At 46.3% G+C, this 11,852-nt stretch carries 11 protein-coding genes; 3 read left to right on the plus strand and 8 right to left on the minus strand.

Annotation, left to right across the window (positions count from 1 at the left end):
* Positions 1–56: 56 nt before the first annotated feature.
* On the plus strand, positions 57–674 hold the full coding sequence (locus ACN08Z_RS00560) for a GNAT family N-acetyltransferase (protein ID WP_419102698.1): 618 nt from the start codon (positions 57–59) through the stop codon (positions 672–674).
* On the opposite strand, the gene rlmC is transcribed toward ACN08Z_RS00560, so the two are convergent.
* A complete protein-coding gene (rlmC, locus tag ACN08Z_RS00565) occupies positions 647–1,822 on the minus strand; it encodes a 23S rRNA (uracil(747)-C(5))-methyltransferase RlmC (RefSeq protein ID WP_419102699.1) in 1,176 nt (391 codons plus the stop codon). The two genes, ACN08Z_RS00560 and rlmC, sit on opposite strands and share 28 nt — an antisense overlap.
* Positions 1,823–2,070: 248 nt before the next feature.
* On the opposite strand from rlmC, the gene ACN08Z_RS00570 reads away from it, so the two are divergent.
* A complete protein-coding gene (locus ACN08Z_RS00570) occupies positions 2,071–3,453 on the plus strand; it encodes an MATE family efflux transporter (RefSeq protein ID WP_419102700.1) in 1,383 nt (460 codons plus the stop codon).
* Here ACN08Z_RS00570 and ACN08Z_RS00575 read toward each other — a convergent pair.
* The 4 genes from ACN08Z_RS00575 to ACN08Z_RS00590 form a co-directional block, all read right to left on the minus strand.
* On the minus strand, positions 3,402–4,211 hold the full coding sequence (locus ACN08Z_RS00575) for an oxidoreductase (protein ID WP_419102701.1): 810 nt from the start codon (positions 4,209–4,211) through the stop codon (positions 3,402–3,404). The two genes, ACN08Z_RS00570 and ACN08Z_RS00575, sit on opposite strands and share 52 nt — an antisense overlap.
* 192 nt (positions 4,212–4,403) lie before the next feature.
* Positions 4,404–6,026 (minus strand): chaperonin GroEL, encoded by a 1,623-nt coding sequence (gene groL / locus ACN08Z_RS00580; RefSeq protein WP_419101025.1) that lies wholly within the window; start codon positions 6,024–6,026, stop codon positions 4,404–4,406.
* Between the two features lie 265 nt (positions 6,027–6,291).
* Positions 6,292–6,840: a LytR C-terminal domain-containing protein gene (locus ACN08Z_RS00585; RefSeq protein WP_419102702.1), complete on the minus strand. Its 549-nt coding sequence runs from the start codon at positions 6,838–6,840 to the stop codon at positions 6,292–6,294.
* Positions 6,841–6,957: 117 nt separating this feature from the next.
* Entirely contained in the window at positions 6,958–7,224 is a 267-nt protein-coding gene (locus ACN08Z_RS00590; protein WP_419102703.1) for a DUF3263 domain-containing protein, read from the minus strand.
* A 122-nt stretch (positions 7,225–7,346) separates the two neighbouring features.
* On the opposite strand from ACN08Z_RS00590, the gene ACN08Z_RS00595 reads away from it, so the two are divergent.
* Complete coding sequence (locus ACN08Z_RS00595; RefSeq protein ID WP_419102704.1) at positions 7,347–8,045, plus strand: uracil-DNA glycosylase; 699 nt, start codon at positions 7,347–7,349, stop codon at positions 8,043–8,045.
* Between the two features lie 9 nt (positions 8,046–8,054).
* Here ACN08Z_RS00595 and ACN08Z_RS00600 read toward each other — a convergent pair whose 3' ends face one another.
* From ACN08Z_RS00600 to ACN08Z_RS00610, 3 genes are all read right to left on the minus strand, one after another.
* Entirely contained in the window at positions 8,055–10,109 is a 2,055-nt protein-coding gene (locus ACN08Z_RS00600) for a threonine/serine exporter family protein (RefSeq protein ID WP_419102705.1), read from the minus strand.
* A gap of 106 nt (positions 10,110–10,215) precedes the next feature.
* A complete protein-coding gene (locus tag ACN08Z_RS00605) occupies positions 10,216–11,316 on the minus strand; it encodes a lipid II:glycine glycyltransferase FemX (protein WP_419102706.1) in 1,101 nt (366 codons plus the stop codon).
* A gap of 219 nt (positions 11,317–11,535) precedes the next feature.
* The gene (locus ACN08Z_RS00610; protein WP_419101031.1) at positions 11,536–11,814 is read right to left on the minus strand and encodes an HPr family phosphocarrier protein; all 279 of its coding nucleotides are present in this window, start codon (positions 11,812–11,814) and stop codon (positions 11,536–11,538) included.
* Positions 11,815–11,852: the final 38 nt, after the last annotated feature.

The raw sequence follows: 11,852 nt of genomic DNA on the forward strand, positions 1-11,852 counted from the left end.
CTCACACCCCACGTAGGGTTTTTACGTAGGTCACCATGTCGAAACGGTAAGAACATATGATTGAATCGCTCAATAAAGCAGATAGACAAGCTGTTGCTCAGCTCATTAGCGACAAATACCATCATTTCGTACGCCGGCCATCCAGCACACCAGAAGAGCAACAGAGAGCTATACACCTCATTATCCGCAGGTTTAACCCCGAACAATCATTTAGTGTTCGTCGAAATGGCAAAATTGTTGGATTTGCTGTTGTCGAGACATCAGAATATCCTCACGCCTTAGCCATCCCCTACGCTTCTATTCGCAAAGAATTTTCATACTTCAAAAGCCTTCTCTTTTGGATAGCACTACGAATATACCGTTCACGCAAAATAGAGATTGATGAGTACACCGCACGAGTAGAAATACTCCTTGTCGACCGCAATCACCGACGCCAAGGGGTAGCTACCGAACTTTTGGAAAAGATTCAAGAATTCGCACATGAAGAAGGAAAAACCTCACTCACCTTAGAAGTGCCAGAGGACGATATCGAAGCCCACACTTTCTTCAACAAGGTAGGGTTCACAACACTCAGTTATCGGCAACTCACCCAGTTCTTTCACCGGCTCGTACTCCCCACCGCACCTACAAAAACTTTTCAGCTATGCTATCCACTCGACGATTCAGAAGAATAATCTTGACGACGTAACAGAACCATCACCTCATAATGCTGAGTATGAGCAAACATATCTAGCACCCTGCCTTGCACTGGCTGATAAGAGGGCATATTCTGCAAATCTTTTATTAACGTCTTTGCGTTACAGCTAGAGTACAGCACCGTATCAATACCAGATTGTTCTATCCACTGGCAAAGAACCGCCCCGATACCGCGACGAGGAGGGTTCACCACCAACATCTCAGGTAAAGAGAACCCACGTTTCTGGCTCTCAAGAGCAAAGGCTGTAGCGTCCATTGCCTCAAAATGAGTATTGTTAAGACCCATATCTGCCACCGTACGATGAGCGCTCTCAATAGCTTCAGCACTAATCTCGATACCGGTCACACGAGCGTCTGACGACATTACTTGTGCTGCGTGTATAGCAAACCCGCCCACGCCACAATAAAGATCCCATAGACTTGCTGGGTTACGTTCAGAAACCCATTCTTGTCCTTGACGGTATAAAGCTGCAGCAACAGAAGAATTCGTTTGGAAGAAGCTCTGTGGTCGTAAATGTAAGGTGATATCGTTCGCCGTCATTGCAAGAGTCTGGGCAGAGCTAAGAATAATTTCTTCATCACCTTCAACTCGTGCAATCGGTTCGCGTAAAAGATTGACAGAAAAAACCCGAAGCTGTGGTAAACGTTCTTGAAGCCACGGTAAAGAACGTTTGATGGGAACAATTAACTTTTTAGAACGCAAAACGCAACGCACCATCAACTCCCCCGAAGAAGACGCTGTCATGAGAATATTTTTGAGCTCTCCTTTACGCGTTTTAATGTGGTAGGGAGTCAGCTGAGCCCGAGTAATAAATTCTTTAAGAACCGGCATAGCTTTTAACAACGCAGGCTCGTAAAGAGGACATTGGCTCAGGTCAGTCCCTTGCCCAGAAGAACCATCAACGATACCGAGTACGGGGTGATAGCTGGTTCCAGAAACCACTATTTTTGCTTTGTTTCGGAAGTTTTTCTGTTGACTAGGAACAGCGTCGAGCCACTTAATCTGTGGGTATCCTGCCGCTAGTTCACGCATATGACGTTTTTTAGCGGAAAGTTGTTCTGGGTAAGGAACATCCAGTTCAGTGCACGAAAAACATTGGTGAGTATCAAAATAGTGGCATTGCATAGCTCAACTATCCTACCGGAGTCCGAATATCCAACATAGATTCAAAGGAAATAAGACTCTTAAATAAAACGGGAGTATAACCGTTTTGGCAATTCTCAAAACACATGTGAATGTTATAAATAGCAATGTCTATAAATGTTCATATCTCCGGCTCTAGAAAATTAATAAATGCAGTTCAGCAGGACGTCCCTACACTCAAGCAAGAGCACAAGATACCCCGAGAGGATACATGGATGAGGCACACAGACTTGACACCCCGTACTTGGTGTTCATACACCATAACGATATTTTTAACTGGTCTTATTAGTGTAGGATATGGTGCCGTTGATCTTGTGATGGTTGCACACAAAGGAGCACCCGCGATAGCAGCAGTTGGACTAGGAGAAATTATTGCGGGCGCATTATTTGCACTTCTAGGACTTGGAATAGTTGACAGCTTATCAGCCCATATTGCTTCAGAAGAAGGCTGTAATAACTTAGAAAACAAAATTAATATTTTTTTAGGAGCTATGGTAGTTCTTCTCATCCCAGCAACGGCATTGGGATTGTTAATAGCGTCTACCCTAGAACCTATTCTTCAGTTATTTGTCCAAGATGATGACATCGTTACACTTACTTCTCATTATACGTGGATTAGGCTTATCAGCCTTCCTATTGCAATTGTCTTTATGCTTTTTGCTGAATCACTTAAAATCTGCGGTCTAAAAAGTTGGAGTCTTCTACTACTAATAGTTGGGTTTGGTGCTAATGCCGCTCTCAATGGGTTAGTACTATACACACCTCTAGAAACAATATTTCCTTCACCACTAGCAGCAATATCAACAACAACAACTATAGTACAAATATGTAATACTATTCTTGCAGGTTGGGTTCTCTACAAGTCTTTAAAACAACGCAAAACCGATTTTAGAAAACCTAGCTGGACAGAAATTTATGATGAATCCGCTACAATCGGTAAGTCCGCTCCAGGAATTGGGATACGCCATTTTAATGACTATATAGGAACTATTGCTGTCATTTTTCTTTTAGGAACATTTGGAGTAGAAACTTTAGCTGCAGTTACTGTTGCTACAAAAATATGGAGCTTATACTGTCGAATTCCCCAAGCTTGTGTATCTGGAACTTTTGTCTTTTACGCTTACGCAATAAGACGTTCAGAAAAATATTCAGGAAAAGCAGACCTACGCGAAACCGCTCAACGCTTATTGCGATACGCTATGATACCGACGTATCTTGGAGCATTGATACTTGCTTTTTATTCGCCCTTGTTTATATCAATTTTCGCTTCAGATAGCTTAAATAAAGATTTAACTCGTTATCTACTTCTAGCCTTCCTCATAACAGTGCCGGTATACCTTATTGAAAAAAATTATGGCGAGATGTTAACAGTTAAAGGCCGTGGTAGGGTACTTGCTGTTGGCTCATCTTTTAGTACCTATTTAATTGCCATCCCTCTAGCAACAATAGGAACTTTTTGGCTAGAATCACCAGTATTCGTCATATTGGCTGAAGGAATCTCGTCGTTGGTTCTTGCCTTAATATTTCATAAATCGCTACAACTTTGTGAATTTGAGGAAAATTATTTCCCGCGAGCGAGTTTATCCCACAACCGGCTAGGCAACACAGAATGAGCCAAAAGAAGAGGACGCGCCCCAAAACCAGCAACATAACGAGTCTTCGGACGAGAAGCCGAGACAGCTTGTACCAACGCACGAGTAATCACCTGAGGATCAGAAGCCCACCGAGCATAAAGCTGACGCATCCGCTCTGCAGTCGCCCGAGCAGAATTCTCATAGGCTCCACCCTCAGCAACCCTCTCCAAATTCTCTATTGCCACATCACTCCACTGACTAGCAATAGCACCAGGCTCAATGAGCACCACCTCAATGCCCAAGGGTTCAAGCTCCATACGCAAGCTATCACTGAGCCCTTCTAAAGCATATTTTGTGGCGTGATACCAACCACCAAATGAAGTGGTTAAACGTCCAGCAATAGAAGACACATTAATAATTCTTCCGCGCTTTGCTTCACGCATCGCAGGAAGAACAGCACGAGTAAAAGCAGCCAGCCCAAAAACGTTAACATCAAATTGGTGTCGAGCCTCGGCTAAAGAGACATCTTCAATCGCACCGTACATCCCATAGCCGGCATTATTGATGAGCACGTCAATACGGCCCGCTTCAGCTAGGACGAAATCCACCACTTTCTTGATAGTTTCTTCATCCGTCACATCAGCATATAGTGGCGTCACACCGTATTGTTTCAGCGGCTCCATCAGCTGAACCCGCCGAGCCACAGCGTACACGCGATGCCCTTGCTGAGCTAAGCTCACTGCCGCGTCATATCCGATTCCGCTAGAAGCACCTGTAATAATGATGACTGCACTCATTGTTCTTCCTTCATCAATCCATCGTACGTTCAGAATACTCTTTAATTCCCACTTTTTCCTTCTCTAAGAGGAAGAAACCAGCCACAACGTCTGAGGGGTTTTCCCTTTCTCATGCTAAAAGACGGTGCCCCGATACCAGTAAAGTATCGGAGCACCGCCCCACAGAAAATTTTCAACGTATCGTTGAAAAAATTACATCATGCCGCCCATACCAGGATCCATAGCAGGTGCAGCACCAGCAGGTTCAGGCTTGTTAGCAACAACAGCCTCAGTGGTCAAGAAGAGACCAGCGATAGAAGCAGCGTTCTGCAACGCAGAACGAGTCACCTTAACAGGGTCGTTGATACCAGCAGCCATCAGGTCTTCGTACTCACCGGTTGCAGCGTTCAAACCGGTACCAGCAGGCAAACCGCGAACCTTATCAACAACAACACCGGGTTCTAGACCAGCGTTGGTCGCAATCTGCTTCAACGGTGCGTCGATAGCAACCTTGACGATATTTGCGCCAGTTGCCTCATCACCGGTGAGTTCAAGCTTCTCGAAGGCTTTAGTGCCAGCCTGAATCAAAGCAACGCCACCACCGGCGACAATGCCTTCTTCAACAGCTGCCTTTGCGTTACGAACAGCATCTTCAATGCGGTGCTTACGTTCTTTGAGTTCAACCTCAGTTGCAGCACCAGCCTTGAGAACAGCAACGCCACCGGCAAGTTTAGCCAAGCGCTCCTGAAGCTTCTCACGGTCATAATCAGAATCGGAGTTAGCAATCTCGCCACGAATCTGAGCTACGCGACCTTCAATAGCAGCTGCGTCGCCAGCACCTTCAATGATGGTGGTCTCGTCCTTAGTAACAACAACCTTACGTGCAGAGCCAAGAAGGTCAATAGTTGCTTGGTCCAACGACAAACCGACTTCTTCGGTAATAACCTGTCCACCAGTCAAGATAGCGATATCTGCCATCTGAGCTTTACGACGGTCACCAAAGCCAGGAGCTTTGACAGCAACAGACTTGATAGAACCACGCATCTTGTTCAAAACCAGTAGTGCAAGAGCTTCGCCCTCAACATCTTCTGCGATGATAAGAAGTGGCTTACCAGCCTGCATAACCTTCTCAAGAACAGGTACAAGATCTTTCACATTAGAGATCTTGGAGTTCACAATGAGAATATAAGGATCCTCAAGGACTGCTTCTTGACGGTCTGGGTCAGTGACGAAGTATCCGGAGAGGAATCCTTTATCAAAGCGCATACCTTCGGTGAGCTCAAGCTCTAGACCAAAAGTATTGGACTCTTCAACAGTGATGACGCCTTCTTTGCCGACCTTTTCCATAGCTTCTGCAATGAGCTTACCAATTTCGGTGTCGCCAGCAGAGATAGATGCGGTTGCAGCGATTTCTTCTTCAGTCTCAACTTCTTTAGCAGAAGAAAGAAGTTCAGCGGTAACCGCTTCAACAGCTTTCTCAATACCGCGCTTGAGGCTGAGAGGATCTGCACCAGCAGCAACGTTGCGGAGGCCTTCACGAACAAGTGCCTGAGCAAGAACAGTTGCAGTAGTGGTACCGTCACCAGCAACGTCATCGGTCTTTTTAGCAACTTCTTTGACCAGCTCTGCGCCGATCTTCTCGTATGGATCTTCGAGTTCGATTTCTTTAGCGATAGAAACGCCATCATTGGTAATCGTGGGAGCACCCCAAGACTTTTCCAAAACAACGTTACGACCACGAGGTCCGAGAGTAACCTTCACAGCATCTGCTAGGGTATTCAGACCCTTTTCAAGGCCACGACGTGCCTCTTCTTCAAAAGCAATGAGCTTTGCCATTATGCTTAATCCCTCCTGGACTAAGAAAGTATTTTTCTCTCAGTTGTGCCCGCGACGGACGATGTTCTATAAGCCATGTTCTTCACAACTTATAAAGACATCTCACAAGATGAAAGTAGATATTCTCAAAGCTACCTACCGCGAATCTAGCACTAGGATTTAGCAGTCGGAGACTTTGAGTGCTAACAACAATTTTGACACCTCAAAGCACAGAGCGCAAACCTCTTGAAAGAACAAACACACTTAATCGCCCATAGCGCACAGATTACGGGGCAACGGCAGGAAGATAATCAGAGGCAAGAACAACATACAACGGGGAAGAACCAGAAGAACGCTCTTGAATATAACCAATACCTAACGCATCAGCCAAAGTATTAGCCTGCTGCTCATAACCGGCAGAATAAAACACTGTCGAAACATACACAGGCGTATCCTTCCAATTCTCTGTCACGGGCACAGGATAGCCTAAAGCCTCCACACGCTGAGTCAGTTCTGAAGCAGCACCCGTATAGGCCGAAGAGTTATAAACCTCAACCTTAATATCAGCAGGATCAGTAGGAGCATAAGTTGGAGTCACAGCGCTTTCTGAAGCAGTAGCACTCGCAGAGCCTGTTTCAGAAGCCACCGGAGAAAGAGTGCGTGGCTGAACCACAAACATGACTGCACCCACCAGAAGCGCAAGCGCACCAGCAACAACAATCAGAAGAGTCTGCCTCGTAGCATGAGCATTACCTAGAGGCTCACCACGATAAGCACCACGACGTTTTGAATTTTCAGGTACGTCGTCGAATTCATCATGAGGATACGAGTTCACATTAATCTCCGATAGCTACAAGCAATAGTTCTTCCATCTAGAGTACACAGGCTACAACCTAAAAACCCTTTTATTTTCCGTGGACTATCATCATAAAGAGCTCAAGACACCGAAAATTCAGGGCTTAGAATTGTCGCGTTGTTCCCTTAACCGACGCATCAACGCTGGTTCCTGAGCAATGACACGAGGAGAATCTATCAGTTCGTTAAGAATCTGATAATACGCTGTTGGATTTAATCCCAAACGTTCTCGAATCACTCGTTCTTTCGTCCCAGGATAACGCCAACGTTGCTTCTCTAAAGCAATCATCTTTTCTTCTTGTTCTGTTAACCCCGTATCGATAGTGTGCTGAGGAGCGTCCAACTCAGAAGTATCTTCGTGCATATCACTCCCCGACCTTCCTTAAAACGGTATGATAAAAAGCCCTATTGTATCTTATGTGTTCTGCCTAAAAATACACATATGGTGACGCATAGCAACCATTCAAACGGTGAGAACGGAATCTCATGCCCGCTTTACCCCTTAAAGAAATTATGTCTCCAGACTGGGCTGAAGCCCTAGCCCCAGTAGAACACAATATCCGTGCCATGGGCGACTTTTTACGTCAAGAACACCAAGCTGGACGACGCACACTACCGCCGTCACAACAAATCTTCCGAGCCTTCCAAGAACCGCTAGCACAAGTTAAAGTTCTTATCATTGGGCAAGACCCGTACCCCACCATCGGGCATGCGATGGGGCTGTCCTTCTCTGTACACCCGCAAGTGCGCCCTATCCCACGTTCACTTCAAAATATTTATCGTGAACTATCCTCCGATATGAACATTACCCCGCCAGAACATGGCGACCTCAGCGCGTGGACACAGCAAGGAGTACTTCTTCTCAACCGTGTACTTTCTGTTGGTGCAGGAGAAGCCGGATCTCATAGAAATAGAGGGTGGGAAAATATCACCAGCTGCGCAATTGAAGCTCTCATCCAACGAAAACAGCCGCTTGTCGCCATACTGTGGGGACGAGATGCACGAAATACGAAAACTCTTATCTCACCCTACCCCTGTATCGAATCAGCACACCCATCACCTTTATCGGCATCACGCGGATTCTTTGGATCACGACCCTTCTCAAAAGCAAACGAATTGCTAGTTCAACAAGGAGCAAAGCCTATTGACTGGCGACTTCCGTCGTCAATACCTATAGCACCCTAAAACGTTAGGCTAACGATCAAAGACGGTTGTGGAGAGGTCTTCTCGTTCACGCCCAAAACGTTGAATCAGCCACTGCATGAGGTAATGCCCCAACGCAACGCCTGAAGCCATCGCAACAATAATTGCCGCAGCGGTGATAACGCCGGGCATTGAGTTGAGGGTGTCGGTCTCTACCGTAAAAGAGTACATACCTCGGAATAATGACAAACCAGGTAGGAGGAATGTTAGAGACGGAATCGCAAATATGGCTTGTGGGGCGTGCAGACGGTATGCCAAATATGTGCTAACCATACCAATAACGAAAGCTGCTACCGCCGTATTACCGCGCCCTGCACCTTCTCCCAAGAAAAAGGTATACACGTGGTAAGTGCTCAGCCCGCTTAAAGTTACTAGCGCAATCCACCACAATGTTTTCAACCGTGCATGAGTTGTAATAGCAATAGCAAGGGTAGCGACTGTCATCCAGAAGATGTTATCGACGATAGTTGGTTTCGCAAAAACCGACTGCGATACGTCAATAGTTGTTGCCGTTGTAATCGACAATACGGTCACACCGCTAGCGAGTCCCACAACAAGCCCCAAAAAAGACATACCTGTAGACACAAAACGACCCGCAGCAGTGACCGGAAAACCGTTAATCGCGTCTTGCACCGCCGACACTAACCTAAAGGTCGGTAAAAGCATGATGAGTCCGGCAGCAACAATGTGAGGACCAGAGACGTTCAACCCAATACTATGCAGGATTGAGCCGTCATCTGTAGCGTAAATCGCGACAAAGGTAATCACTGCAGCACAAGCAGCCATATTGAAGAAGCTAGGCATCCCCATTTTGTTCATGATTCGAGTAATAAAATGAACGATGACCCATACCATTGCAGATAACGCCGCAGCATAACCGCTACCACCAATGCCCATGGTAAGTGTTCCAGCAGCAATAATATTTGCTAACCACACCACCATCGGTGAGTATGGTTTCTTTTGAGCGTTAATCGCATTTAATGTTTTTTCAGCTTCTTCACGGTCAATACCGCGGTGGGTAATCTTATGAATCAGACGGTATATATCAGCCAAAGAAGCATAATTATCAGAGGTGGAACGTACCACGCGCACCACAGTATGACTGAAACGTTCTTCTTTGAGAGTACGACGTCGTGAATCAAGGATTTCTACATGACCGTCAACGTCAGAAACATAGTTGATAATCACTGACTGATTGGTAATATCCACTTCAACGTCTTCAAGCCCATACGCGGAGCAAACAGCAACAATAGCAGAATCCACATCCATGGCGTCAGCACCATAGTGAAACATCGTTTCAGCAAGACGTAATGTAAAGTTCAGTACGTCTCGTGCTTGTTCTTTCTCTTGTACAAGCTTCTCACGATCACGTCGGGTCGATAATGAAAACTGGCGTTGAGCAATACGCCCCAAACCACGAATAGGTGCGGTCAAAGAAGGGTCTGCGCGAACAAAAGAACGTAAAGAAGAAGAAACCCAACCTCCCCTAGTATTTTTAGGTTCGACTTTAGGGATAGACGTTGTTGCAGGCGATACAGAAGGGTAACTACCTTGTTGCATCCCCGTAGCAGAAACCGCTGATTGTTGCGTGGACACAAGAGGAATACCACTAGTTAGCGGAGCAATAGGTTCTTGCTCTAGTGTCCGTAACGGTTCAAAGGGGCTAGAAGCAGAAGACACCGCATGCTGATCAGGTTGAATGCCCGTAGAGGCATCCCCAAATGGGCTGTTGGGGGCAAGATTCTCAACCGGAGCAGGAGCAACAGCCGATATGTTCGGGCTAAAAGGTGTCTGCTCAACTTGTTTATTCTCTAATGCCTGACGAAGAGCAGTATCTTGTACCCGGTCCAATGAAATAGCAGGCATATTGCCCGGCATTTTGGTAGGGGTTTTCGTTTCAGGTTGCGATGTTCCAGCTCGAGGAAGCGAGACTGTTGCACCGAACGCTTGCGAGCTCGGTTGTTCTGGCGTTGCTTGGTCAAAGGCAGCGGCGGAGGGGTATGCCTTTTGTTGTAGCTGCTCATCCGAATGAGTGCTAAAAGACATTGCCACCTCCGCCGAATTGCGTCAAAAGATTTGCCATCACGTCTTATTGTGCTGATGTGTTCTCGTTACACAAAAATACAATACGTAGCTGGGCTTATCCTACGGTTTAGTAGAAAGGTTGCCCTGTTTTACGGACCCAGAGACCACGCATAACCTTCTCAGCAAGACGATTCCATATGGTGTATTTTGCCGGAGAAAGAACATAATCCCAGACACCAACATAGTCAATGACGGTTTTTGTAAAGGATGTCTTAAAAAGACCTAAACCGTAGTGATGGTGTTCTTTATTTTTGAGCTGATCTTTAGGCGGAGTACCGCAGAAATCATAGCTCTTAATCTGGTATTCCTTCATGAGGTCTGTCAAGGCAGTCCACTGTACTTGATGTGAGTCGCCATATTGTTTACGACGAGGCTTAGAACCACCATCTTTATAAGTTCCTTTATCGCCATAACGAATCACGTAAGCACCAACGGAGGGTTCGCCGTCTTCATAGGTGAAGTAGAGGCGTCCTTGACCAGCTTTTTCAAAAGTTGTCCAGAAGTCACGGTAATACTCGTATGACCGGAGGTGGACATTTGCTGAGCCTTGTCCGACAGTGTCCATGAGCGCATACATGGTGCGCATATTTTCATCAGTCAGCTCAACACGTTCCACTTCGCAACCTTCACGGGCAGAACGACGAACGGCGTTACGCCCTCGAGAGTGAAGAGATTTGAGAACGTCTTCTTCGCTCTTGTCAGTATCAAGAATGGCAGTAGAGTCGTTAGGCTGAATATTCCATGACTTAACCAAACCAGCTTTTGAGAGAACAGCGTTGGTCTGTTCATCAGCGAGAATATCTGGCTCAACTTTAATCAGGAATACGCCAAGTTTATTCTCTTCTACGAAACGCTTACTTGCTTCAAGAATGGCAGGGACATCTTCTACGCTGTAGACGTCTGGGCCTTTAATCATGTACCAGACTTTTCCAAGTGCAGGCACACTTTTTTCAAGAATAAGGTTATAGCTGGTCAGTGAAGTTTCAGCACCTTCGACCTCTGTTGTACCTTCATATACGAGGTATAGAGGTTTCCAGCCGTGCTTAGCTTTTACTGATGCAAATGATGCTGACTGCAAGAGGTTTCCGCCATTGGGGTTAGCAATAACGTGCTCATCCCATGTCGCTATTTCTTCTGCAGTGGCAAAACGCGCTGTAAATTCTCGCAAGGGCCTCAACTTCCACATCGGTGCAAGGTTTTTCTTGCACTTGTTCTTGTTTGTATCAAACTCTAAGTGTAACGACCTACGCCACCGGAATACAGCCTGACTTGATGTGACAGGAAGCATTTTCTGAGAAATAGGTGCTTAGCGTAGAACGTAATGTCATGACGATGCCCCGCCTCATACATTGCATACAAGACGGGGCATCGACAAATTGTTTAAAGACTACTCAGCGTCGTGGTCGGTCTCAAGAATCTTTACAAGAGATTCGAGAGCTTCCTCGGCGCCTTCGCCTTCTGCGCGAAGAACAACGCGGTCGCCGTGCTTTGCGCCAAGAGACATCAAAGACAAGATGGAAGCTGCGTCCATAGCCTCATCTGCTGGCTCGCCTTCAGCGGCGATGGTTACCTCTACGGGAAGGTCGCCAGCTGCTTCTGCGAAGATAGCTGCTGGGCGTGCGTGCAGGCCAACACGGCTTGCGATGGTGGCGATACGTTCTGCCATGATTTTCTCCTTGAGATAAGAGTGTGGGAAAAGTTATC

The organism is Rothia sp. P7181 (assembly GCF_048513015.1).
Taxonomy (GTDB): Bacteria; Actinomycetota; Actinomycetes; order Actinomycetales; family Micrococcaceae; genus Rothia.